The organism is Cryobacterium sp. TMT2-42-4 (genome assembly GCF_004402645.1).
GTDB lineage: Bacteria > Actinomycetota > Actinomycetes > Actinomycetales > Microbacteriaceae > Cryobacterium > Cryobacterium sandaracinum.
This window is the reverse complement of record NZ_SOFT01000027.1, coordinates 13,537-35,970: the sequence shown is the minus strand read 5'-3', so window position 1 is coordinate 35,970 and position 22,434 is coordinate 13,537. Positions and strand designations below refer to the sequence as shown.

Below are 22,434 nucleotides of genomic sequence, written 5' to 3'. Positions count from 1 at the left end.
ATCGACCCTGTCGCGACTGGCGTAGCACGAAAGATGGGTCACCATCGGGGAGCGACTGACACGGTTAGTGACCGCACGCCTGGGCCACGACGATTGATCATCACGTCGTAATCACAAAGTCTGAGGAGACCCCCGTGCCCGATTCCGTGCCATCCACCGTTCTGCGGTCCACGTTCAACGATCCTCTTGAGGTCGTCGACCCCGAGATCGCCGCCGTCCTCGAGCAGGAGCTCGGACGCCAGCGCGACTACCTCGAAATGATCGCCAGCGAGAACTTCGTGCCGCGTGCAGTGCTGCAGTCGCAGGGCTCGGTGCTCACCAACAAGTACGCCGAGGGCTACCCGGGACGCCGTTACTACGGCGGCTGCGAGTACGTGGACGTCGCCGAGCAGCTCGCCATCGACCGGGCCAAGTCCCTCTTCGGCGCCGCCTACGCCAATGTGCAGCCCCACTCCGGCGCCACCGCGAACGCCGCCGTGCTGTCGGCCATCGCGACGCCCGGCGACACCATCCTCGGGCTGGAACTGGCCCACGGCGGCCACCTCACCCACGGCATGAAGCTCAACTTCTCCGGCAAGCTCTACAACCCCGTCGCCTACGGCGTCGACCCGACAACGTTCCTCGTCGACATGGACGTCGTGCGTGAGAAGGCGCTCGAGTCCCGCCCCCGGGTCATCATTGCCGGCTGGTCCGCCTACCCCCGCCACCTCGACTTCGAGGCGTTCCGCAGCATCGCCGACGAGGTCGGCGCCGTGCTCTGGGTCGACATGGCCCATTTCGCCGGACTCGTCGCTGCGGGCCTGCACCCGTCCCCGGTTCCCTACGCGGATGTCGTGTCCACCACGGTGCACAAGACCCTCGCCGGTCCCCGGTCCGGTCTGATCCTCTCGCGCGACATGGCGCTGGCGAAGAAGCTCAACTCCAACGTGTTCCCCGGCCAGCAGGGCGGCCCGCTGATGCACGTGATCGCCGCCAAGGCGACCGCGTTCAAGCTCGCGGCCGAGCCCGAGTTCAAGGAACGTCAGGAGCGCACCCTGCGCGGTGCCAGCATCCTCGCCGACCGTCTGATGGCGGATGACTCGCGCGCCGGCGGCGTCGACGTGCTCACCGGCGGCACCGACGTGCACCTCGTGCTCGCGGACCTCCGCAACTCGCCGATCAACGGCCAGCAGGCCGAGGACGCCCTGCACGCGGTCGGCATCACGGTCAACCGCAACTCGGTGCCGTTCGACCCGCGCCCGCCGATGGTCACCAGCGGCCTGCGCATCGGAACCCCTGCCCTGGCCACCCGTGGCTTCGGCGACGAGGAGTTCACGGTCGTCGCCGACGTCATCGCCGAGGCGCTCAAGCCCGACGCCGACATCGAGGGCCTCCGCGCCCGCGTCAAGGTGCTCACCGAGGCCTTCCCGCTTTACCCCGGCCTGCAGCAGTAACGCCCGCCGCGCACCCGGCCGCCCGCGGCCCGGATGCCAACACCCCGCAGGCTCCGCACCCTGGCGTACGGCGTGTGATTCGCACGTGACTCCGGCGCCTGAACGCCTGAGCGCCTGCAAACGTCAGAACCTCCGACTGAATGGATCCACAATGACGGCAATAACCCTCGACGGTGTCACGACCGCATCCGTGGTCAAGACCGAGCTCATCGACCGGATCGCGGAGCTGCGCGCGCACGGGATCGTGCCCGGGCTCGGCACGCTCCTGGTCGGCGATGACCCGGGCTCGCGCTCGTATGTCGCGGGCAAGCACCGCGACTGCGCCGAGGTCGGCATCGAATCGATCCGGGTCGACCTGCCCGCGTCGGCGACCAGCGCCGATGTGCGCGCCGCCATCGCCGACCTGAACTCCGCCCGCGAGGTGACCGGCTACATTATTCAGCTGCCGCTGCCGGTCGGCCACAACGACAACGCCATGCTCGAACTGATCGATCCGTCGAAGGATGCCGACGGCCTGCACCCGACGAACCTCGGCCGATTGGTGCTCGGCATCGAGGGCGAGCTGGACTCGCCGCTGCCCTGTACCCCGGCCGGCATCGTCGAGCTGCTGCGCCGCTACGACGTGCCGATCGTCGGCCAGCGCGTCGTCGTCGTCGGGCGCGGCCTCACCGTCGGGCGCCCGCTCGGACTGCTGTTCACCCGCAAGGGTCTGGATGCCACCGTCACCCTGACGCACTCCCGCACGGTCGACCTGCCCGGCGAGGTTCGGCGCGCCGACATCGTCGTGGCCGCCGTCGGCGTGCCGCACCTGATTCAGGCGGACTGGGTGAAGCCCGGCGCCGCCGTGCTCGACGTGGGCATCACCCGGGTGACCGACCCGATCACCGGCAAGGGCACCCTGACCGGTGACGTGCACCCGGATGTCGCGAACGTCGCCGGCTTCCTGTCCCCGAATCCGCGCGGCGTCGGCCCGATGACCCGGGCCATGCTGCTGTGCAACGTGGTGAAGGCAGCCGAGCTGTCGCTCAGCGGGTAGCCGGGCGCCACGGCCTGCGCCGCGAACGTGAGGCGGGCCGACTCAGCGCTGCGGCAGCGCCGTCACCGAGGCGTGCAGGGCGCAGTGACGCAGGTACTCCTCTGCGTTGTGGCCGAGGCCGGCCACCTCCTCATCCGTCAGGGGCCGCCGCACCTTGGCGGGAACGCCGGCGACCAGCGACCTCGGCGGGATGACGGTGCCCTCGAGCACGACAGCCCCGGCGGCGACGAGCGACCCGGAACCGACGACGGCGCCGTTCAGCACCGTCGCCATCATGCCGATCAGCGAGCCGTCCTCGACCGTGCAGCCGTGCAGCACTGCCCCGTGCCCGACGGACACATTCCGGCCGACGATCAGCGGGAATCCGTGGTCCACGTGGCAGGAGACGTTGTCCTGCAGGTTGGAGCCGGGGCCGATCCGGATGGGTTCCGCCTCGGCGCGCAGCACGGCGTTGTACCAGACGCTGGCGTGTTCGGCCAGGGTGACGTTGCCGACGACCACGGCGCCCGGGGCGACGTAGGCGGTCTCGGCCACGACCGGTCCGGGTCGGTCGGGCAGGGTGATGATGCGGGCGGCGCTGTCGGCAGTCATACGCGTCAGCCTATCGGGCTGCTTCGCGTGCAGGCTCTAGGATTTCGGCATGGTCAATTTCGCGCATCCGTCCGTCGACCGGGTTCGGGAGGCTCTCCGCGCCCACGGCCTGGACCCGGAAATTCGCTGGTTCGACGATGCGGCGACAACCGCGGCCGCCGCCGCGGAGGCGCTCGGCATTTCGCGCGGCGCCATCGCGAATTCGCTCGTTTTCACCCTCGATGGTGAGCCGTTGCTCGTGCTCACCTCGGGGGCTCACCGGGTCGATGCGGTGTGGCTGGGGGACCGGCTGGGCGGCACGATCGGACGTGCCTCGAAGGATGTCGTCAGGCGGGCCACCGGTCAGGTGATCGGCGGGGTCGCGCCGCTGGGACATCCGTCGCCACTGCGCACCCTGGTCGACGACGCCCTCGCCGAATTCCCGGTCGTCTGGGCGGCTGCGGGCCACGCGCACACCGTGTTCCCGACCACGTTCGACGAACTCGTGCGAATCACCGGCGGCGAGCCCACCGCCGTCGCGCCTTAGATCTCGGCGGCCTCATCTCCGCCACGTGCGCACCGCCGACCGGGAGGATGGCTCCCTCGCCGATGGGCGAAGTCACAGTTCGGCGGCGTACGGCGACGGATGCCCGGCACGTCCCGGGCGCGACCGGTACCGAACATAGACTCGGCAGAGTTGCACCTCTGATCACTTCGATGACGAAAAATTCACAAAGGATGCTCAATGCGCGCTCGACATGCTCTTCCGGCCCTGGCCGCAGTGGCCGCCCTCCTGCTTACCGCTTGCGTGGACAACTCCACTCCGACGACTGGCGTCACGGAGGGATCCGCGGCCGAGGTGGTGACCACCGACGAGGAGGCCGCCGCGCTCCTCCCGGAAACGACCGCGACCCCGGGCAAGCTCGTCTTCGGCACCAGCCCGAATTACGCGCCGAACGAGTTCAAAAACGATGCCGGTGAACCGATCGGCTGGGCGATCGACCTGAGTGATGCGATCGCCGCCAAGCTCGGGCTCGAGGCCCAGTACACGGTGGCCAAATTCGAGAACATCATCCCGAATGTCGCCGGCGGCAAGATCGACGTCGGCATGTCGTCCTTCACCGACACGGCGGAGCGCGAAAAGCAGGTCGATTTCGTGAACTACTACCTCGCCGGCATCCAGTGGGCCTCGCCCACGGGCACGACCGTCGACCCCGACGATGCGTGCGGCCTCAAGGTCGCCGTGCAGTCCACCACCTACCAGGACACCGTCGAGATCCCGGCGAAGAGTGACGCCTGCGTCGCCGCGGGTAAACCGCCGATCCAGAAGGTCCCCCTCGACACGCAGGATGCCGCGGCGAATGCCGTCGCGCTGGGCCAGGCGGACGCCTTCAGCGCCGACTCCCCGGTCACCCTCTACGGGATCGCTCAGTTGACGGGCAAGCTGCAGACCGCGGGAGAGACGTTTGAGGCGGCACCATACGGTATGGCCGTGCAGAAGGACTCCGGGATGGCCGAGGCCGTGCAGGCCGCGCTGCAGTCGCTGGTCGACGACGGCACCTACGAGAAGATTCTGGACGACTGGGGGGTCATCGACGGCGGTCTCGACACGATCACCCTCAACGCCGGCGCGAGGGGCTAGGCACCTCGCCGCCTCTGGGCGCCGCCTCGACCCCGGGCAGCGATTTCGGCCGTCGCCTGCGTGGCTAACTCAGGAGATCCCCGCCGAACCTCCTCCGCACCCGCACAGGTCTGCGGATGCGTACGGGCGGCGGCACGACTTCTCCTGAATTAGCCACGTTGGGCGAGTCCCCGCTGCGTTACTGCTCCCGCACCGCCCCGTCGGCCGCGCGCACCACGAACAGGTCCGGGACCGCGAAGCCCCGGGCTGCGAACGCGGCCGTGACCGCCGCCGTGACCGCGGGGATCAGGGCGCGCGGGGTAAGGGCGATGGCGGCGCCGCCGAAGCCGCCGCCGGTCATCCGGGCGCCGATCGCCCCGGTGCCGCGCGCGATCTCCACGGCGAGGTCGAGTTCGGGCACGGAAATCTCGAAGTCGTCTCGCATTGACAGGTGCGAGGCGTCCAGGAGGGCGCCGATCGCGGTCGGTCCCTGCTCGCGCAGGGTGCGCACGGTGTCCTGCACGCGCTGGTTCTCGGTGACCACGTGCCGCACCCGTCGGAACGTCTCGTCGTCGAGCGCGTCGGCGGCCCGGCCGAGGTCGTCCACGGTGAGGTCGCGCAGGGAGGGGACCCCCAGCATCCGTGCACCCAGTTCGCAGGATGCCCGGCGCGAGGCATACCCGCCGGTCGAGTGGGCGTGGCTCACCCGCGTGTCGATGATCAGCAGGTCGAGGCCGGCCCCGTCGAAGCCGAGCGGGATCACCTCGGCCTCGAGGGTGCGGCAGTCCAGGAAGACGGCGGAGTCGGCCTCGCCCAGTAGGGACGCGGACTGGTCCATGATGCCGGTGGGAGCCCCGACGGCCCGGTTCTCGGCCAGCTGGCCCACCCGGGCGAGCACGCGCCGGTCGAGTCCGAGCTGCCAGAGGTCGTTCAGGGCCACGGCAACCGCACTCTCGATCGCGGCGGACGACGACAGTCCGGCCCCGATCGGCACGTCAGAGTCGATGAACACGTCAAAACCGGTCAGGATGGCCAGGTCGGCGCCGAACTGGCCGAGGGCCCAGGCCACGCCGAGCGGATACGCCGACCAGCCGGCCAGGTTCTCCGGAGTCAGGTCGTCGAGGGAGAGCTCCACGGTTTCCGCGGCGAACGAGCTCGCCACCCGCAGCTGGCGGTCGCCGCGCAGGCCGAGCCCGACGAGCGTGCGCCGGTTGATCGCGAAGGGAAACACGAACCCGTCGTTGTAGTCGGTGTGCTCGCCGATCAGGTTGACGCGGCCGGGGGCCGACCAGAGTCCGGCCGGGGCCGCGTCGAAGCGGCTCGTGAAGCCATCCGTCACGGTCTGGATGAGATCGGTCATGCGTGGGCCTGCCCTTCGAGTGCGGTGCTGATAGCGGAAACGGACGTCGCGGCGCCGGCCGCCGCTTTGGTCGCGTCCGTCTCGGCGGAGCGTTCGACCGCGCGGCGAATGTTGTCGGCCGCCTGCTCGGGCGTGACGTCCCCGATCCAGGCGCCCATGGCGGCCTCCGACCCGGCCAGGAACTTCAGCTTGTCGGCGGCCCGGCGAGGACTCGTCACCTGCAGCATCAGCCGGATCTCGTCGCGGCGCACCGAGACCGGGGCCTGGTGCCAGGCCGCGATGTACGGCGTCGGGGTGTCGTAGAGGGCATCGATGCCGCGCAACAGCCGCCGGTAGAGAACGGCGAGCTCATCGCGCTCAGCCAGACTGGTCGCCGCGAAGTCGGGCACGTGCCGGTGCGGCAGCATGTGCACCTCGATGGGCCAGCGGGCTGCGAACGGCACGAAGGCGGTCCAGTGCTCGCCGGTCAGAATGACCCGGCCCCCGGCCTGCTCGCTGGCGAGGATGTCCGCGAACAGGTTTGATCCGTACTGGTCGAGGGAGGCGATCACGCGCTGGGTGCGCGGCGTGACGTAGGGGTAGGAGTAGATCTGGCCGTGCGGGTGGCGCAGCGTGACGCCGATCTCCTCACCGCGGTTTTCAAACGGGAAGACCTGTTCCACGCCGGGTAGCTGTGACAGGGCGTACGTGCGTTCGGCCCAGGCCTCGATCACCGTGCGGGCGCGCACGACCGACAGGCTCGCGAACGACCCCTCGTTCTCGGGGCTGAAGCAGACGACCTCGCAGCGGCCGACCGAGGTGCGGACGCGGTTCAGTCCGATGGTGTTCAGGTCGTCGAGTCCGGCGGGGGCGTCGGCGTCGGTGAGGAGGGGCCCGAACGAGGGCGACTTGTTCTCGAACACGGCCACGTCGTAGTTGCTGGGCACCTCGGACGGGTTCCCCGGCGTCGACGGGGCGAGCGGGTCCAGGTGCGCGGGCGGCAGGAACACGCGGTTCTGGCGGGCGGCGGCGATCGAGACCCATTCGCCGCTGAGCGGGTCCTGGCGCATCCGCGCGGTGGCCGGGCGCGGGTCGAGTTCGCGCAGGTCGGCCGCCCGATCCGGCGGCAGGGTGGTCTGCGGGTCATCGAAGTAGATGAGGTCGCGACCATCGGCGAGGGTGTGGCGGTGACGGATGATGCCGGTGTCGGCTACGAATTCTGGTGTGTTCATGGCGAAAGCAACAATATCTGATTTGCACATGTGAAACCAGATCTTTCAGGTTGATAACAAAAGTAAACTAAGCGAAGATTAGGCATGGCTTCTCGCGAATCGACCGAATCGACCCAATCGGCCGCCACGACCGACCTCATCGGCGTGAGCGACGGGCCCGGCGACCGCGACACGCTCCCGGCCCACCAGCGGCGGGAGCAGATCCAGCGCCTCGTCGGGGAGCGCGGTTTCGTACGAGTGCGCGAGTTGCGCGAGGCGTTCGGAGTGTCCGGCGTCACGGCGCGGGCCGACCTCGACGTGCTTGAGTCCGCCGGGACCGTGCAGCGCGTGCACGGCGGGGCGGTTCCGGCCGCGCCACCCAGCGGCCGCCCGCTGCGGGAGTTCTCCTTCGAGGAGGCCCTCGCGTCATCCGTGCTGCCCAAGCAGCAGATCGGCGTGCTCGCCGCGGCCCTCGTCACGAGCGGGCAGAGCATCCTCCTCGACGTCGGCACGACCACCCTCTCCCTCGCCCACGCGCTGCTGGCCCGCACCGATCTGACCGATGTCGTCATCATCACGAACGGGCTCAGCATCGCCCTCGCCCTCGAACCGGCCATCCCGCGGTTCACCGTGATCGTCACGGGTGGTTCGCTTCGCCCGCTGCAGCACTCCCTGGTCGAGCCGCTCGCACGGACGGTGCTCAGTCAGGTTCACGCCGATTTGGCTTTCATCGGCTGCAACGGCGTCGATGCAGGCTATGGGGTCACGAACATCAACCTCCCCGAGGCTGGGGTCAAAACGCTCATGCTGGCCGCCGCGACCCGGGCGGTCGTCGTGGCCGACGCCTCCAAGCTCGGCCAGGTGCACCTCGGGCAGGTCGGCCCGCTGCGAGCGTTCGACACCCTGGTGACGGATGCCGCGGCCGACGAGGTCAGGCTGGTACCCCTCCGCGAGGCCGGCCTGACCGTTCTGCAGCCGGAGTAGGCTGATACTATGCGCGCTGCAACGGGTTTCCAGTATGAATTGAGGGCAGCCACGCCGAGTGGGCCTGCGCTGGCGATCGTCACCGAGGTGGCCGCCGGCCTCCGGCTGTATTCCGTGGACGGCATAGACCTCGTCGAGCCGTTCGCGGCAGAGGCCACCCCGCCGTGGGGCGCCGGCATCGTGCTGATGCCGTGGCCCAACCGCATCCGGGACGGCCTCTGGCAGCACCAGGGCGTCGCGCAGCGGCTGCCGCTCACCGAGCCGGAACAGCACAACGCCATCCACGGCCTGCTTCGGTATTCGTCCTACCGTATGCTCGACCGCAGCCCGAGGGCGGTCACTCTGGCCGCCACGGTCTTCCCGCAGGCCGGATACCCGTTCCTGCTCGACACGACCGTGCGGTATGCGCTCACCGACGACGGTCTTGCGGTCACCCACACGGTGCGGAACGTGGGCCCTGACGCGGCCCCGGTCGCGATCGGCGCGCATCCGTACCCGAAGATCGGCGGCGTTCCCACCGAGGACCTCGTGCTCACGATCGCGGCGCGTACCCATGTCGACGTCGACGACCGGCAGAACCCCGTCGGGGAATCTTCCGTCGTCAGCACCCGGTTCGACCTGCGCGCGGGGTGCCGGGTGGGCGACGTCGACCTCGACGACGGCTTCGGCGGGGTGGGCCCTGAGGCTCCCGAGGTGCGGTCCGACGTGACCGGCGAGGAATCCGGGACCCCCAGCGTGGCCTCGTTGACCGCGCCCGACGGCCGCAGCGTCACGATCTGGGGCGACCGGAACATCCGCAACGTTCAGGTCTTCACGCCGCGCAACTTCCCCTTCCCGGGGCCGGGCGGCCCGTTTCTGGGACTGGCGGTGGCGATCGAGCCGATGACCGCCCCTGCGAATGCCTTCAATTCGGGCGCGGGGCTGCGCTGGGTCGAACCGGGGGAGTCCTGGTCTGTGCGCTGGGGCATCCGTCACCAGGGTTTCCGCCTCTGACCCGGCATCACCCCGTCTCACGGCTTGCCGGCTACGAGAGGACGTCCTTGACCAGAGCCTCGTTCTCGGTGTGAGACCAGAGCGAGTGCAGGTAGCCGACGAGCAGGAGCACGAAGGGCAGGGACACCAGTACCCAGCCGATCGGGCTCAGGCCCCACGAGGACATCGTCGGGTCCACGCCCTCGGCCACCGTGCCGGCGAGGAGTCCGAAGCGGCTCATCAGCAGGTACTCGCCGAGGACCAGACCGATGGTGGCCAGCACCGGGGCGATGATGGTCTGGACCACGTTCTCGCTGCCCGCATTGCGGCGGAAGAACGCGATCACCGCGATGCAGACGAGGATCTCGATCAGCACGATCGCCACCACGGCGAGGCCGCTGAACCAGTAGAACATGTTGAGCACCGGGTCGAGCCCGAAGACGGCGAAGGTCACGATGACGAGACCCGTGAGGACCGACGTGGCGAGGGAGGCGGTGCTCGGGGCGCCGCGACCGTTGACGTGGCTGAGCGGCGCGGGCAGCGCGCCGCCGCGGCCGAGGGCGAAGAGGTACCGGCTGGCCGCGTTCTGGAAGGCCAGCAGTCCGGCGAACAGGCTCGAGACCACCAGGACGCCCATCACGGTGGCCATCCACGGGGCCACGTACTGGGTCGCGAGGGAGAAGAGCACCGCGGCCGGGTCGGCCAGGGGAACCCCGTCGAGACTCGACAGCTCCACGGTCTTCTCGACGACCGAGGATGCACCCATTCCCGTGACCATGGCGAACGCCGTCAGCGCGAACAGCGCCGTGATCACTCCGACCGCCAGGTAGGTGGCGCGGGGGACCACCGTCTTCGGATCCTTGGATTCCTCGCCGTAGATCGCGGTGGCCTCGAAGCCGATGAAGGACGCGAACGCGAAGGCGAACGCGATGCCCGCCGAGCCGGCCAGCCCGCCGGCGAGGATCGCGGCCGGGTTGAACGAAGCCCAGAAGTTCAGGCCCTCCGGCCCGCCGTCGGCCAGGATGGCGACCGAGGTGACGACCAGTGCCAGGAGTTCGAGCAGCATCAGCACGCCGAGCACCTTGGCGCCGACGTCCACGCTCAGCAGCGAGAGCAGCGTGACGGTTGCCCAGGCCAGCAGCGCCCACGCCCACCAGGGGAGCAGGCCGACCTGGGCACCCAGCAGGCCGCCGAAGAACCCGTAGATCGCCAGCTGGATGGCGAGGTAGGCGAGGATCGAGACGAAGGCCGACGCGCTGCCGAGGTGGCGACCGAGGCCTCGGCCGATGTAGGCGGAGAAGGCACCGGCATTGGTGACGCGCTGGCTCATCGCGGCATAGCCGACGCTGAACAGCAGCAGGGTGATGCCCACCACGAGGTAGGCGCCCGGGGCGGCCGCGCCGTTACCGAGAACGATCGCGACCGGGACCGCGCCGGTCATGCCCACGAGCGGCGCGGCCGCCGCGACCACGAAGAAGACGATGCCGATCACACCGAGGCGTCCCGTGCGCAGGGTGGTCTGGGAGTCGGACTGAGGGGTACTGCGAGTGGTCGTCATGGGTTTACTCCTCATTGAGTTGACGATTGCGTGAGTTGACGAGTGCGCGAGTTGACGAGTGCGCGAAAATGAACGGATGCCGCGAAAAACCCGTGCGGCTAGCTGCCGTAGTGCATCCAGACGCCCTTGACCTGCGTGTACGCGTCGATCGAATACGGGCCCATCTCATTGCCCCAGCCGCTGGTCTTGAACCCGCCCCACGGCGCGGCCATGTCCGGCACCGGTGGCATGTTCACGAAGATCGCCCCGGCACGGATGCCGTTGGCCAGTCGGTGTGCCTTCTCGAGGTCCTTCGTCCAGACCGTGGCGGCGAGCCCATAGTCGGTGTCGTTGGCCCGGTTGATGAGCTCCTGCAGGTCGTCGTCATCGTCGTAGGACATGATCGAGAGCACCGGCCCGAAGACCTCGTCGGTCGCGATGGCCATGTCGTCGCGCACACCGGCGAACACCGTCGGCTGGAAGAAGAAGCCGACCTCGCCGGCCCGGGCGCCACCGGTCACGAGTTCCGCGCCCTCGGCACGGCCGACCGTGACCATCCGTTCGACGTGGTCGAGGTGTTTTCGAGAGACCAGAGGACCCAGCTGAGTGCTGGGGTCCATCCCGGCGCCAAGCTTCATGCCGGAGACCCCGGCCGCCATTTTCTCGACGAATTCGGCCTCGCGCTTCTTGTTGACATAGAACCGCGTGTAGGCCGCGCAGACCTGCCCGGAATTGAGCATGCCGCCCGCCAGGTTGCCGCCGACGGCCGCGTCGATGTCGGCGTCCGCAGTGATGATGGAGGGGGCCTTGCCCCCGAGTTCGAGGGTGATCTTCTTGAGGTTCGAGGCGGCGGAGCCCGCCACGATGGAGCGGCCGACGGCGGTGGAACCGGTGAACGAGACCTTGTCGACGTGCGGGTGGTCCACGAGGGCCTGGCCGGTGCTGCCGTCGCCCGTGACGAGGTTCACCACGCCGGCCGGGAAACCGGCCTCGGCGGCCAGCTCGACCAGGCGGATCGCCGTCAGCGGGGTCTGCTCCGCCGGTTTGATCACCACGGTGTTGCCGGTGGCGAGGGCTGGGGCGAGCTTCCAGGCCAGGATCATCAACGGAAAGTTCCAGGGGGTGATCAGTGCGCAGACCCCGATTGGTTCGCGCCGGGTGTAGTGGTGCGTGTCCGGGAACGAGATCGGGGAGGTGCGCCCCTCGATCTTGGTGACCCAGCCGGCGTAGTAGCGGAAGTGCTCGGCCGCCCCGGCCACGGAGATGTTGCGGGAGATGCCGAGTGGCTGGCCCTGGTCGCGGGTCTCCAGCTCGGCGAGCTCGTCGGCGTGGGCCTCGATCAGGTCGGCGAGCCGGAACAGGAGGCGGGCCCGGGTCACCGGCAGCAGGTCCCGCCATTCGGCGCCGTTGAAGGCGGCGCGGGCGGCATCGACGGCGGCGTCGACATCCACCGTGCTGGCGAAGCCGACTTCCTCGAGGATCTCCTCGGTCGCCGGGTTCAGGGTGGCGATCGATCCGCCCGTCGCGCTGGTCCACTCGCCGTTGATGAATAGCTTCGTTGTCATGGGGGCTCCTCGTTGAGCGGCTCCGCCTGTGGGAGCCAGTGTCACGACTCTCGCCGACGAGCGGGCCGCGGACTTGTTTTTCAACGAACGGAACTTGCCGGAGCGCGACGGCTCTCCCGCGGCCCTCAGCCGCGCCGGTACGTGCTGGGGGGTTCGCCGAAAGCGGTGCGGAAGATTCGGCTGAAGTGCGCGGGGTCGAGTAAACCCCACCGCGCGGAGATGACACCGACGGACCGGTCCGTGAGGATGGGGTCGCGCAGGTCCCGACGGCACCGTTCGAGCCGGCGTGCGCGGATCCAGCTGGACACCGTCGTGTCGGCCTCATGGAACACCTTGTGCAGCTGGCGGGTGGAAATGAAATGCGCGGCGGCGATGCCGGCGGGGGAGAGCTCCGGGTCGCCGAGTTCGGCCTCGATGTATTGACGGATGCTGGTGAGCAGGTCCCCATGCGTTCCGGCCACGGGTTCGCGGCGAATGCTCAACTCGCTCTCGAACATCGTGGCGACGAGGTCGACGGCGTTGTAGGCCAGGCGGTATCCGGTCGTGCCGGACAAGGCCTCGAGGTTCTCGGCGAGCTGCACCATGAACGGGCTGATCATCCGGCCGAGTCCCGCGTCTCCGGCCATTCTTCGTGCGGTGAGCTGGCCGACCGATTCGACCGGCAGGTCGAGGGCCTCGTGGGGGAACATCAGCACCAGGGTCCGGAAATTCTGCTCGAACGCGAGAGTGTAGGGGCGGTGCGTGTCGTAGACCGCGAGGTCGCCGGGGCGCAGGTGGGCTTCCCGGTTGTCCTGGATCAAGATGCCGTGCCCGGAGAGCTGCAGATTGAGTTTGAAATAGTGCCGGTCCGACCGGGAGATGAGCGCGGGGGTGCGCAGAACCTGATGGCCGTTGGCGGTGACCTCGACGATCGAGAGTTCATCGAGCACGCGGGAACGAAGCGTCCCCTGGAACTCCGTCGCATCCGAACGCACCTCCAGCGGAACGAAAGAGTCGGAGACCAGTGTGCGCCACTCGGCGAAGGTGTCCGCCCGGGCGCACTGCACCGGGTCGAAGACCCGATTTGGCGGGACGGTTACGGTCGTCAGGGTCACGGGTAGCTCCTTTGCCAGCGTGAACGCGTACACATATTTCCAGTAATTTAGCCCAGGCACGCAGCGTTTGTCACTTTTTTTCCACGTCTGTCGAAAAAAGGTGGAGGCTCAGTGTCCCTCGGCGATCAGCCGGAGGCAGGCATCCAGCTGCGCCACGAGCCGGGCCGGGGAGTTCTCGATCGGGGAGAGCACGGCGGTGATCTGGGCGCCGAGCACGAGGTTCATCAGGAGTCCCGCGAGGTCCTCGTCCGGAATGGGAGTGCGCAGCTCGGCGGCGGCCCTGGCTTCCCGGAGATGCCCGCACATGGTGTCGCGCCACTGCAACATCGCGGTCGCGTGCAGCTCGGCTTTCGAGGCATTCGTCAACGCCTTCTGCCAGAACGGGATGACGATGCGGGCCTCGCTGACCCGGATGTCATCCAGCGGGAGGATTTCGAGGCAGTAGGCCCGGAGAGCGCCCAGCCCGAAGCTGCCGACGGTGGCGTCGGTCATGCGCCGGCCCGTCTGGCTGAAAACGTGGCTGAACGCGAAGGCCAGGAGGTCGTCCTTGGTCGGGAAATACGGTTTCAGGGCGCCGTTGGCGAAGCCGGCCTCGGCGGCGATGTCCCGCATGGTCGCGCCTTCGATGCCGTGGCGGGCGATGATCCGCCAGGTCGCCTCGACCAATTCCACTCGTCGCCGGTCGTGGTCGACAACCTTCGGCATACTGCCCTCCCGCTGCATCGGGCAAAAAAAGCCCTTGCCAGCGAGCTTAGCGACCGCCTATGGTTCTACAACTATAGAAAATAGATTGCGGATGGATGCCTCCATCCGGCCGCTCACAGCCCCGGAAAGGGTAACCATGACTTCCGTTTCACTCGCAGTCACCGCCGCGTACGCCCTCGCGTCCGCGGAGGAGATCCTCTCGGTGCGCAGTCTTCTGGCCGATGCCGGCCTGCTCGATGAGAGCATCCGGGTGGCCTATCTGGGCTTGCTCGACCCGCCCCGCGGCGCCGCGGGGGAGTGCGACCGGCGGTTCCGGGTATTCCTGCACGACGTGTCGGGCTGCAGCGCGCCCCGGGACGTGACCGTGTCCGCCACCCGGCAGTCGGTCGAGTCCGTGGTCGTGCTCGACACCGCGGTGACCGGAGAGCTCCCGGTGCTCGAGGAGGAATTCGCCGCGGTCGAGGAACTGCTCACCCACGATGAACGCTGGCTCATGGCCCTGGCCGACCGCGGCCTCGACGTGGCCACCGTGCGGGTGGCGCCGCTGTCCGCGGGGGTCTTCGAATACCCGGAGGAGAAGGGCCGTCGCATCCTGCGCGGCCTCGCCTTCGTACAGGACTTCCCCGAGGACAGCGCCTGGGCGCACCCCATCGACGGCCTTGTCGCCTACGTGGACATCGTCAGCAGGACCGTCGATCAGGTGATCGACTTCGGCGTCGTCCCGATCCCGGCCGAGCACGGCAACTACACCGATCCCGTGTTGACCGGGCCGCTGCGTGAGACGCTCAAGCCGATCGAGATCACCCAGCCGGAGGGTCCAAGCTTCACCGTGACCGGCGGCAACCACGTCGAGTGGGAGAAGTGGAGCCTGGATGTGGGCTTCGACGTGCGTGAAGGGGTCGTGCTGCACAACATCGGCTTTGACGACAACGGAGTCCGGCGGTCTGTGATCAATCGGGCGTCGATCGCGGAGATGGTCGTGCCCTACGGAGACCCTGCGCCCGTGCGGTCCTGGCAGAACTACTTCGACACGGGCGAGTACCTGGTCGGCCAGTACGCCAATTCGCTGGAACTCGGTTGCGACTGCCTCGGCGACATCACCTATCTGAGCCCGGTCATCACGGATGGCTTCGGCAACCCGCGCACGATCCGGAACGGCATCTGCATGCACGAGGAGGACTGGAGCATCCTCGCCAAACACAGCGACCTCTGGTCGGGCATCGAATACACCCGACGCAACCGGCGCCTGGTGATTTCCTTCTTCACGACCGTGGGCAACTACGACTACGGCTTCTACTGGTACCTCTACCTCGACGGCACGATCGAGTTCGAGGCCAAGGCCACCGGCGTCGTGTTCACCAGCGCCTACCCCGGCAAGGACTATCCGTATGCCTCGGAGCTGGCCCCGGGTCTGGGTGCGCCGTTCCACCAGCACCTGTTCAGCGCCCGCCTGGACATGGCCCTTGACGGCAACACCAACCGGGTCGAGGAGGAGGAGGCCGTGCGCGTGCCGATGGGGCCCGGCAACGAGCGCGGGAACGCCTTCACGCGTCGGCGCACCCTCCTGGCCCGGGAATCCGAAGGGGTTCGCGAGGCCGACATGCGCAGCGGGCGCACCTGGCTCGTCTCCAACCCGAACGTGCTGAACCGGCTTGGTGAACCGGTCGGGTACAAGCTGTACCCGGAGGGCCAGCCGACCCTGCTGGCCGACGAGAACTCGTCCGTGGCCCGCCGGGCGGCCTTCGCGACCAAGGACCTGTGGGTGACCCGGTACGCCGAGGACGAGCGCTACCCGACCGGCGACTTCGTCAATCAGCACGCGGGCGGCGCCGGCCTGCCTGCCTACATCGAAGCCGACCGCGACATCGACGGCCAGGACATCGTGCTCTGGCACACGTTCGGCCTCACCCACTATCCGCGCATCGAGGACTGGCCGATCATGCCCGTGGACACCGCCGGATTCAAGCTGAGGCCCGATGGCTTCTTCGACCGCAGCCCGGTGCTCGATGTGCCGCCGTCGACGCCCGTCGAAGAGGGACACTGCCACTGCTGAGTATTCGGCGCGCCGGGGTCGAGGGGAGCCGGGGTTTCCCTCCCCGGCCGCGATCCGGCAGTCTGGGAGGATGGCCGAGAAGATGGTGCAGAACAACCAGACCGAGACCGGTCCCCGTGCAGCACGGGTGGCAGGCGCCGCCCGGCCGCCGCTGAGCCTGCCGGACGCCGTACGCCTGACGGCCCTGATCCGCATGAAGCGGCTCGCCATCGGCCTGCTCGTCCTGATGGCGGTGGTGTTCGCCACCTCGTTCGCGCTGCAGGAGAGCTACCCGTGGCTGCAGTACGTGCGCGCCGCGGCCGAGGGTGGCATGGTCGGCGCCATAGCGGACTGGTTCGCCGTGACGGCCCTGTTCCGGTACCCGCTCGGCCTGCGCATTCCGCACACGAACATCATCGCTAGCCGCAAGGACGAGATCGGTGCCAGCCTGGGTGAATTCGTCGAGACGAATTTCCTGTCCGAGGCGGTCATCCGTGGCAAGCTCGAGTCGCTGGGTGCGTCCCGTCGGCTCGGCGCGTGGCTCTCCCAGGAGGAGAACTCGCGTCGGCTCACCGACGAGGTCGCGGTGGCGGGCGCCGGCCTGCTCAACCTGCTCAGCGACGACGCGATCCAGGAGCTGATCGAAACCGTGGCCCGCGAGAACCTGCTGAAGCCGGAATGGGGTCCGACAATCGGGCACGTGGGGGCGCGGCTGGTCGAATCGGGGCAGCAGCACGCCGCCGTCGACCTGCTGCTGGAACGGGCCGAGGGCTGGCTGTTGGAGCATCCGGAGGCCTTCGGGCGGGCCGTGTCCCAGCGTCTGCCGACCTGGCTCCCCGGTTTCGTCGACAAGCTGGTCGACGACAAGGCGCACCGGGAGGTGCTCGCCTTCGTGGCCACCGTGCGTGCGGATGCCGCGCATCCGCTCCGCCAGGCCATCGATCGTTACCTCGTCGAGGTGACCGACGACCTGCAGCACGAGCCGGCGATGATCGAGCGGGTGGAGGCGCTCAAGCTCGACCTGCTCGACAGCGCCCGGCTGCGCGATTTCGCGAGCAAAACCTGGGAGGCCGCGAAGGTCTCCCTGACGGCGGCTCTGAACGACCCCTCGAGCGGGTTGCGCACGGGCATCCGCTCGACCGTCATGGAGGTCGGCGGGAGGCTGTCCACCGACCCGGCCCTCGGCGCCCGCATCGACCGGTGGCTGGCCGACAGTGCAAGCTACATCGTGCGCCGGTACCGGCACGAGATCGCCGAGGTGATCACGGAAACCGTCGCGCGGTGGGACGCGGCCGAGACGGCCGAGAAGATCGAACTGCAGATCGGAAAGGACCTCCAGTTCATCCGCATCAACGGCACCGTGGTGGGCGCGCTCGCCGGCCTGGTCATTTTCGCGCTCGCCCAGGCCGTTGTGGCACTGGTGTAACGCGGCCCTGTACTCCCGCCCCGAATGGGGGATACTTGGAATCCGGTCTTGGATACACCCTTGTGTCTTAGCAACAAAGGGGCATCTGTGCGGGAACTCATACGATGGGCGCTGGCTCCCGCCATGCGCACCTGGGCCGCCGCGTCCGAGCGCGGCTTCGGCAATGTCCCCATGCCCACGGATGCTCCGCAAGCGCACTCCGCGGGCATTGATCCCGACCGGATCCTCATCCTCGGCTCGGGGCTGGCGGTCGGCCGCGGGGTCATGAGCCACAACCTGGCACTACCCGGCTCGCTCGCCCGCGCCCTGTCCGCGCAGATCGGCCGCGGGGTCGACGTCGACCTCATCGTCAATCCCCGCATGACCGTCGCCACGGCCCTCCTCGAGCTGACCGGGGTGCGGCTCACCCGGTTCGACGCGATCGTGCTGGTCCTGGGCGTGAACGAGGCCGTGAACCTGGTTTCCCTCCGGGCCTGGCGGCGCGATCTGGCGAATCTGCTCCGGTTCCTCACGGCGTCATCGTCCCGCAGCACCCGCATCATCGTGGCGGGAATCCAGCCCATCCGGTCGATCCCTGTGTTCGATTCCAGGCTGGGAAATCTGGCAGAGCACCACGGCCGCCTCCTGAACCGGGTGACGGTACGGCTCGTTGCCGATTGCGGCGACGAGGTCCTGTTCGTGCCGTCCAGTGCGGCGCCGACGCCGCCGCCGGGCCGGTACCGGTCCACGGAGACGTATGCGCACTGGGCCGACGTTCTCGCCTCCCGGATGGCGCCGCTCCTCGGCGCCGACCGGGTCCCGACCCCTGACGCCGAACCGGTGCCCTCCGACGACCAGGCGAGGGCGAAGGAGGCGCGGCGCCAGCTCGCGGTCGACCAGCTCGGGATCGTCGACACCCCACCGGAGGAGCGCTTCGACCGCATCGCGGCACTGGCGCGCACCCTGTTCGGCACCCAGTCCGCGGCGCTCACGGTGATCGATGGCGATCGCCAGTGGCATAAGGCCCGCATCTGCGTGGCCGATGCCGAGTCACCGCGGTCCAATTCGTTCTGCGCGACCACCATCCAGGGCACCGCGGCGATGGTGATCCCGGATGCCCTCCTCGACGAGCGCTTCCGAGGCAATCCACTCGTGGTGGGTGAGCCGCAGATCAGGTTCTACGCCGGATTCCCGATCGAGTCGCCGTCGGGGGAGCTCATCGGGGCCCTCTGCGTGTTCGACTCGGAGCCGAGGGCGGCAGGAACCGTCGACCTCGTGCTGTTGCGGGAGTTGGCGCTGATGGTGCAGCGAGAACTCGCAAGCCCCTTCACCGCCGAGTAGCGAACGCGCCCGTAAACACGCTCGTGAACGCGCCCCTAGGCGGCGTGGGCGACACCGGCGGGTGCCGATCCGGGCGACAGGCGCGTGCGCGGGGCCGCGCCGATTACGGCTTTGTCCGGGACCCGCAGATCGCGTTCGACGACCGCTCCGGGGCTGAGCCGTGCCCCGCGACCGATCCGCACATAGCTGCCCAGCCGCGCGGCGCTGCCGACGACGACGTCCGCGCCGACGTGCACATTCTGGCCGATGAACACGTGAGAACCGATGACCGCGCCCAGGTCGATCCAACTGCCGGGGCCGATCCACGCCTCCGCCCCAACCCGCGCACCGCTCTCCACGTAGGCGGTTCGGGACACGAACGCCTCGGGATGCACGCGCGCGCTGGGGGACACCAGTCCGCGTCCGTTGGGGTGACGCCGGTAACGGGTGATGATCCCGGTCTCGATTTCAACTTCTTCATTCACTCTGCCCACGGGGCCTCCTTCTCAGGTCGTCGGCATCGGGCATGCCGGCACCATGTCAGAGAAGTATGGAGGAGCTACCCGAACGCCGCCCGAATCATCGCTGGGTGCTCGCCGGGAGTCCGGAGTCGACGCCGGGCCCGGGCGACACGCCGAGACCCGGGTTTGCACCGACGCTGATCCTGAGGGTGGGCCCCGTCGGGCTCGAACCGACGACCCAAGGATTAAAAGTCTTTGGCAGGGTTCAGCCATAGCCCGAGTTTTCCCGTAATCGCCCGTGAATTCAACGGTTTAGAGTAACCGGCAATAACAGGAAATCACGCAATAGTGTGGGCAAGTGTGGGCAAAATATGGGCACCATCGTCACTGCTGGTCATTCGAGTGTGCCCGTTTGAAGCCCGTCCCTCGAGTTGGTTGCTAAGCCCCATTCGGCTGACATCCTCGGGATCGAATCGTGCATCGCTCTGGGTGACAAGCAGATCCAAATACCGTGGGATTCGGAGCTCATCGAAGCATTGAACGTCCGGATGGCCCACGGTGAATTCCAGATCGTCGAGATCCCCTCAATGATTATCGAAGCGGCATGGCTAGAAGTTCCTGTACAGAAGCTCCGAGCGGTCACAGAAATCATACGAAACCGTGTGCTGGATTTCTCACTGGCGTTGGAACGGGGCGCCCCAGACGCGGGCGAACCAGGGGCGGACAAAGCGACGTCCAATGTTGTTGCTGACGTCGGCCGACGGACCATCGAATCACTGACCTGAGTGCGGCATCCGCCGTAGAGGGCGACTTGTGAGTGCGCTCCGGTCGCGCTGCCTGGTGACGTCCAGGTGTGGGCTGCTTAAGGTTCGCCTCGAGCTTCGTGCCATAACTCTTGGTGTGCTTCTCTTTGGCCCCGGTGTGGGTCACCCCGTCGAGGCGCTCGAGGATTACCCGGTGATTCTGGTCATCGTCGAAGCGCACGGTGCCGCTGCCACCTCCTGAGACTCTGGCGTAGTCGCCAAGCATGGCCCGCAAGATCGCTCGGAGGTCTGTGAACGACAGGCCTTGGCCTTGGATCGCGATGAGGCGCACGAGCGAAGGAGCTGAAGCCCCGGCTTCCCCCAGGGCCTCGAAGCGCGACAGGTCCAGGAGCTCGAAGCGTTCGGCGAGGGCATGTGCAATCTCGGTGGCATCCGTAACGGTGGCCCCGGGGAGCAGTGACGAGAGCTTCACGATGGGCGCTGCACTCGTCGCACCATGGATGGCGTTGCTCCCGAGCGTCTTAGCCAAGTGACGGGCCGGCATAGTGGTTGCGTCCGAGAACTCGCCAAACCTTTGCGAGGCTGCCGCCGCCGGTTGGAAGTCCTCCCAGCGCTGTGGATATCAGGGTGCCGCAAAGCCCGCTCAAGCCGATGAAGTTGAGTCGGTTGTCTGATGTCGCGTGACAGTTCAGTTCGGGCTCGTTGAGAGTCATGCCGCTGTCTTGAGCAGACGTGACGCGAATGCGGTCCTCAGCCCGTCGCAGTTGACGCACCTGAGGGAGACATCTCTACGGACAGGTCAAACACGACAGGGTCAGCTCCGGCGGTCCGCGCAGACCAGCATTCAGCAGTCCGTTCCCGCATGACGTCCGGCTTGCGGACACAACGGATCGGGACTTGCCGGGAGATTGTTAGATTTCGGGGGTGGCCTCATTGCGTACGGGAGTCGGCCGGGAGTCTATTGTCTCGCTCAGGCCGGAGTTCTGGACGGCGGCGGTGATGTAGGAAATGGCTTCTTGGCCTGTAACCCCCAGCTTCCGCATCAGGTCCGCGTAGTCGCGCGCGGCTTGGACCGCATGATGGGCCGCCGTGTCTGTACCAGCTCTGACAAAGGTGCCAGCTCGGCCCCTGGTCTGCAGCAATTCGGCTTCTTCAAGTTCTTTGTATGCCCGGGCGACTGTGTTCGGTGCCAGCCGAAGGTCCGCAGCAAGGGCCCGAACGGTGGGTAGACGCGTTCCGGGGACGAGAACACCAATATTTATCATGGAGAGTATCTGTAGCCGTAGTTGCTCGAACGGCGGAGTCGGAGACGCTGCATCAATTCGGAGAATCATTAGGCACCGACGCTGACCAGGTCAGGGTACCGGCGACGGAGGATGTGCTGCCGAGATCGTGGCAGCAGAGACTCCAACGCGGCGACGATGACCACGAATGTGCCCACCAAATTGAAGCCCGCAGCAGACGCAATGAACGGCGGGTTCATGGGGTTCATGGCCATCAGAACCTCCTGAACAGCGAAGAAAACTCCAAACGTTCCCAATAGAAACGCAGTGGTGGCCAGGTCGCGGACCGCGAACGAACGCAGCAGGTCATCCCACGCCAAACTCAATTCTGATCCTTGTCTCTGACGAACTCGCAAAATCAGTCTGCCCCCGACCTCGAATCCGATCAGCGCCACAACGGCGAGAAAAGTTGCCGTCGCTGCCACGCTGAACCTCTCGGGAAAGACTTGCCCTAAAACGTCTGTCGCGATCCATGGCAGCGCCATTTCAAAGCTGAGGGTGACGATGGACAATCCCACCATTGTGCGGGCGGCAACTCTTTCCCAACCAGGGATGTAATCGCCGAGATTCCTGAACCGGACGTGGGCAACATAGTCGGGCCCACCCAGTTTCTTCGCTTCTCCCGAAATCGACGCCACCGCTCGACCGAGTGAGGCCGCGACGACGTACGCCCCGATCAGGAAGAGAGGTGCCGGCCCGCCGCGATCAGCGCCCACGAACCACACAAACCAGGTTGCCAAGACCGTGCCGACGACGCCACCTATCGCGACGCCGACGGCACGTCGACCTTGCGCGGCGTTAACCGCATGGTCGGCTCTTTCGTCAACGGGAAGGCCGATCGAGGAAACGAGTCGCCCAACCACCAGTTTTCGGGGACCATCCAGTCTCGCGCACGCAAGGCCGGCAATCGAAAGAACGATGAGGCCGCCGGACACCAGCCACGTCGATTGGCTCAGGTTTGCCATGAGGTCACTAAGTAGTTCCACGATGCACGCTCCTTTGTGTATGCCTCATTGTCTCACGCGAGAAATACAATAGGCAAGACACAATCGGTCGGTGAGGCCCGCGTCTCCAGACCGTTTTGGGGGAAGCGCGACATAAG

Annotated in this window: 20 protein-coding genes and 1 riboswitch; of the genes, 10 read left to right on the top strand and 10 right to left on the bottom strand. The window is 67.6% G+C overall.

What is annotated here, in order from left to right; genetic code table 11:
- Positions 1-2: 2 nt before the first annotated feature.
- Positions 3-92: riboswitch (ZMP/ZTP riboswitch) on the top strand.
- Between the two features lie 42 nt (positions 93-134).
- Together glyA and E3O18_RS09415 are read left to right on the top strand one after the other, a co-directional pair.
- On the top strand, positions 135-1,433 hold the full coding sequence (glyA, locus tag E3O18_RS09420) for a serine hydroxymethyltransferase (protein ID WP_134395067.1): 1,299 nt from the start codon (positions 135-137) through the stop codon (positions 1,431-1,433).
- A gap of 151 nt (positions 1,434-1,584) precedes the next feature.
- Positions 1,585-2,469: a bifunctional methylenetetrahydrofolate dehydrogenase/methenyltetrahydrofolate cyclohydrolase gene (locus E3O18_RS09415; protein WP_134395066.1), complete on the top strand. Its 885-nt coding sequence runs from the start codon at positions 1,585-1,587 to the stop codon at positions 2,467-2,469.
- Between the two features lie 42 nt (positions 2,470-2,511).
- Here the strand turns inward: E3O18_RS09415 and E3O18_RS09410 are convergent, their stop codons facing one another.
- Positions 2,512-3,060: a gamma carbonic anhydrase family protein gene (locus tag E3O18_RS09410; protein WP_134395065.1), complete on the bottom strand. Its 549-nt coding sequence runs from the start codon at positions 3,058-3,060 to the stop codon at positions 2,512-2,514.
- 49 nt (positions 3,061-3,109) lie between these two features.
- Here E3O18_RS09410 and E3O18_RS09405 point away from each other — a divergent pair, with 49 nt between their 5' ends.
- Together E3O18_RS09405 and E3O18_RS09400 are read left to right on the top strand one after the other, a co-directional pair.
- The gene (locus tag E3O18_RS09405; protein WP_134395064.1) at positions 3,110-3,586 is read left to right on the top strand and encodes a YbaK/EbsC family protein; all 477 of its coding nucleotides are present in this window, start codon (positions 3,110-3,112) and stop codon (positions 3,584-3,586) included.
- A gap of 198 nt (positions 3,587-3,784) precedes the next feature.
- Positions 3,785-4,681 (top strand): ABC transporter substrate-binding protein, encoded by an 897-nt coding sequence (locus E3O18_RS09400; RefSeq protein ID WP_134417980.1) that lies wholly within the window; start codon positions 3,785-3,787, stop codon positions 4,679-4,681.
- A 178-nt stretch (positions 4,682-4,859) separates the two neighbouring features.
- On the opposite strand, the gene galK is transcribed toward E3O18_RS09400, so the two are convergent.
- Both galK and galT read right to left on the bottom strand, forming a co-directional pair.
- A complete protein-coding gene (galK, locus tag E3O18_RS09395; protein ID WP_134417979.1) occupies positions 4,860-6,020 on the bottom strand; it encodes a galactokinase in 1,161 nt (386 codons plus the stop codon).
- On the bottom strand, positions 6,017-7,231 hold the full coding sequence (gene galT / locus E3O18_RS09390) for a galactose-1-phosphate uridylyltransferase (RefSeq protein WP_134398026.1): 1,215 nt from the start codon (positions 7,229-7,231) through the stop codon (positions 6,017-6,019). The genes galK and galT overlap by 4 nt, the downstream gene beginning before the upstream one ends.
- 84 nt (positions 7,232-7,315) lie before the next feature.
- Here galT and E3O18_RS09385 point away from each other — a divergent pair, with 84 nt between their 5' ends.
- A complete protein-coding gene (locus E3O18_RS09385; RefSeq protein ID WP_134417978.1) occupies positions 7,316-8,194 on the top strand; it encodes a DeoR/GlpR family DNA-binding transcription regulator in 879 nt (292 codons plus the stop codon).
- A gap of 9 nt (positions 8,195-8,203) precedes the next feature.
- Entirely contained in the window at positions 8,204-9,187 is a 984-nt protein-coding gene (locus E3O18_RS09380; protein ID WP_134395059.1) for an aldose 1-epimerase family protein, read from the top strand.
- A 31-nt stretch (positions 9,188-9,218) separates the two neighbouring features.
- Here E3O18_RS09380 and E3O18_RS09375 read toward each other — a convergent pair whose 3' ends face one another.
- The 4 genes from E3O18_RS09375 to E3O18_RS09360 form a co-directional block, all read right to left on the bottom strand.
- A complete protein-coding gene (locus E3O18_RS09375; protein ID WP_134417977.1) occupies positions 9,219-10,724 on the bottom strand; it encodes an APC family permease in 1,506 nt (501 codons plus the stop codon).
- Between the two features lie 98 nt (positions 10,725-10,822).
- Positions 10,823-12,268: an aldehyde dehydrogenase family protein gene (locus E3O18_RS09370; protein ID WP_134395057.1), complete on the bottom strand. Its 1,446-nt coding sequence runs from the start codon at positions 12,266-12,268 to the stop codon at positions 10,823-10,825.
- A 125-nt stretch (positions 12,269-12,393) separates the two neighbouring features.
- Positions 12,394-13,356 carry a helix-turn-helix domain-containing protein gene (locus E3O18_RS09365; RefSeq protein WP_241976645.1) on the bottom strand — a complete coding sequence of 321 codons (963 nt, stop codon included), beginning with the start codon at positions 13,354-13,356 and terminating at the stop codon, positions 12,394-12,396.
- A 114-nt stretch (positions 13,357-13,470) separates the two neighbouring features.
- The gene (locus E3O18_RS09360) at positions 13,471-14,067 is read right to left on the bottom strand and encodes a TetR/AcrR family transcriptional regulator (protein ID WP_134395056.1); all 597 of its coding nucleotides are present in this window, start codon (positions 14,065-14,067) and stop codon (positions 13,471-13,473) included.
- A 136-nt stretch (positions 14,068-14,203) separates the two neighbouring features.
- On the opposite strand from E3O18_RS09360, the gene E3O18_RS09355 reads away from it, so the two are divergent.
- The 3 genes from E3O18_RS09355 to E3O18_RS16350 all read left to right on the top strand — a co-directional run bounded on the left by E3O18_RS09355 (position 14,204) and on the right by E3O18_RS16350 (position 18,845).
- Positions 14,204-16,120: a primary-amine oxidase gene (locus E3O18_RS09355; RefSeq protein ID WP_134417975.1), complete on the top strand. Its 1,917-nt coding sequence runs from the start codon at positions 14,204-14,206 to the stop codon at positions 16,118-16,120.
- 70 nt (positions 16,121-16,190) lie between these two features.
- Positions 16,191-17,525 carry a DUF445 domain-containing protein gene (locus E3O18_RS09350; protein WP_241976629.1) on the top strand — a complete coding sequence of 445 codons (1,335 nt, stop codon included), beginning with the start codon at positions 16,191-16,193 and terminating at the stop codon, positions 17,523-17,525.
- Positions 17,526-17,648: 123 nt separating this feature from the next.
- A complete protein-coding gene (locus tag E3O18_RS16350; protein WP_198410913.1) occupies positions 17,649-18,845 on the top strand; it encodes a GAF domain-containing protein in 1,197 nt (398 codons plus the stop codon).
- A gap of 35 nt (positions 18,846-18,880) precedes the next feature.
- On the opposite strand, the gene E3O18_RS09340 is transcribed toward E3O18_RS16350, so the two are convergent.
- Positions 18,881-19,318, bottom strand: coding sequence for a hypothetical protein (locus E3O18_RS09340; protein ID WP_134395053.1), 438 nt, complete (start codon positions 19,316-19,318; stop codon positions 18,881-18,883).
- Between the two features lie 398 nt (positions 19,319-19,716).
- Between E3O18_RS09340 and E3O18_RS09335 the strand changes: the two genes are divergently transcribed.
- Positions 19,717-20,070, top strand: coding sequence for a hypothetical protein (locus tag E3O18_RS09335; RefSeq protein ID WP_134417974.1), 354 nt, complete (start codon positions 19,717-19,719; stop codon positions 20,068-20,070).
- A gap of 890 nt (positions 20,071-20,960) precedes the next feature.
- On the opposite strand, the gene E3O18_RS09330 is transcribed toward E3O18_RS09335, so the two are convergent.
- Together E3O18_RS09330 and E3O18_RS09325 are read right to left on the bottom strand one after the other, a co-directional pair.
- Positions 20,961-21,383, bottom strand: coding sequence for a GntR family transcriptional regulator (locus E3O18_RS09330; RefSeq protein ID WP_134417973.1), 423 nt, complete (start codon positions 21,381-21,383; stop codon positions 20,961-20,963).
- Complete coding sequence (locus E3O18_RS09325; RefSeq protein WP_206750812.1) at positions 21,383-22,297, bottom strand: hypothetical protein; 915 nt, start codon at positions 22,295-22,297, stop codon at positions 21,383-21,385. The genes E3O18_RS09330 and E3O18_RS09325 overlap by 1 nt, the downstream gene beginning before the upstream one ends.
- Between the last annotated feature and the right edge of the window lie 137 nt (positions 22,298-22,434).

Bases quoted from the DNA above. Each gene is read 5' to 3' on its own strand.
- E3O18_RS09405 (WP_134395064.1), top strand. From the start codon at position 3,110: ATGGTCAATTTCGCGCATCCGTCCGTCGACCGGGTTCGGGAGGCTCTC.
- E3O18_RS09325 (WP_206750812.1), bottom strand. From the start codon at position 22,297: ATGGCAAACCTGAGCCAATCGACGTGGCTGGTGTCCGGCGGCCTCATC.
- E3O18_RS09330 (WP_134417973.1), bottom strand. From the start codon at position 21,383: ATGATTCTCCGAATTGATGCAGCGTCTCCGACTCCGCCGTTCGAGCAA.
- E3O18_RS09385 (WP_134417978.1), top strand. From the start codon at position 7,316: ATGGCTTCTCGCGAATCGACCGAATCGACCCAATCGGCCGCCACGACC.
- galK (WP_134417979.1), bottom strand. From the start codon at position 6,020: ATGACCGATCTCATCCAGACCGTGACGGATGGCTTCACGAGCCGCTTC.
- E3O18_RS09400 (WP_134417980.1), top strand. From the start codon at position 3,785: ATGCGCGCTCGACATGCTCTTCCGGCCCTGGCCGCAGTGGCCGCCCTC.
- E3O18_RS09355 (WP_134417975.1), top strand. From the start codon at position 14,204: ATGACTTCCGTTTCACTCGCAGTCACCGCCGCGTACGCCCTCGCGTCC.
- E3O18_RS09360 (WP_134395056.1), bottom strand. From the start codon at position 14,067: ATGCCGAAGGTTGTCGACCACGACCGGCGACGAGTGGAATTGGTCGAG.
- galT (WP_134398026.1), bottom strand. From the start codon at position 7,231: ATGAACACACCAGAATTCGTAGCCGACACCGGCATCATCCGTCACCGC.
- E3O18_RS09415 (WP_134395066.1), top strand. From the start codon at position 1,585: ATGACGGCAATAACCCTCGACGGTGTCACGACCGCATCCGTGGTCAAG.
- E3O18_RS09410 (WP_134395065.1), bottom strand. From the start codon at position 3,060: ATGACTGCCGACAGCGCCGCCCGCATCATCACCCTGCCCGACCGACCC.
- E3O18_RS09380 (WP_134395059.1), top strand. From the start codon at position 8,204: ATGCGCGCTGCAACGGGTTTCCAGTATGAATTGAGGGCAGCCACGCCG.
- E3O18_RS16350 (WP_198410913.1), top strand. From the start codon at position 17,649: ATGCGCACCTGGGCCGCCGCGTCCGAGCGCGGCTTCGGCAATGTCCCC.
- E3O18_RS09370 (WP_134395057.1), bottom strand. From the start codon at position 12,268: ATGACAACGAAGCTATTCATCAACGGCGAGTGGACCAGCGCGACGGGC.
- E3O18_RS09375 (WP_134417977.1), bottom strand. From the start codon at position 10,724: ATGACGACCACTCGCAGTACCCCTCAGTCCGACTCCCAGACCACCCTG.
- E3O18_RS09350 (WP_241976629.1), top strand. From the start codon at position 16,191: ATGGCCGAGAAGATGGTGCAGAACAACCAGACCGAGACCGGTCCCCGT.